The 518-nt window shown below is 54.2% G+C and carries 1 protein-coding gene and 1 pseudogene; both read right to left on the bottom strand.

Annotation, left to right across the window (positions count from 1 at the left end):
* Positions 1–166: transposase (locus tag BHE85_RS18295; RefSeq protein WP_146627995.1), on the bottom strand; the 166-nt coding region annotated here is incomplete at its 3' end.
* A 176-nt stretch (positions 167–342) separates the two neighbouring features.
* Positions 343–518: pseudogene (locus tag BHE85_RS26850) on the bottom strand (IS91 family transposase); the annotation flags it as partial.

Here is a 518-nt window from a genome sequence, read left to right as displayed (position 1 = left end):
CGGGTAAATCGCGCCATGGTGCACCGGAACATAACACCCAGAACATGCCATTGATGATTTTACGGTGCTCAGCCCATGGGCGTCCGGCCCGTGGTGTGGCGGGTTCAGGAGGTAACAGAGGCTTGATGATGGTCCATGCCTCATCGGGAAGGTCGTAGCGAGCCATAGTTCACGTATAGGAAATTGAAAAACCAGACGATACCGCTGTCCGCGCCTTATGCCACGTGAGCTTTTCTGCTTTTCCCTCCACTCCGGTGTTTTCTCTCTCTGCATGGTCGGTTTTTATACAGTAACAGGCTGTTTTTTATACTTGCACCGATTCCCGGGCACACTTAGCCTGTGTCAGGCCGGCATATACCTCAGCAGACTGATATCCCGCGCGTTTTTCTTCAGCCCCTCCACATTCAGTCCCGCGATGGCCCGGCGGTATACCATCCGGCCGCCACACAGCACGCATTCGAACGGGTCACGACTCAGGAACTGTTTCACCATTTGTGCATAGCACACTTTCGCCACTG

The sequence above is a fragment of the Shigella sp. FC1567 genome (assembly GCF_001743015.1).
GTDB lineage: Bacteria > Pseudomonadota > Gammaproteobacteria > Enterobacterales > Enterobacteriaceae > Escherichia > Escherichia coli.
Note: the sequence above shows the minus strand (reverse complement) of the source record. Positions and strands in the feature narration are given on the sequence as shown.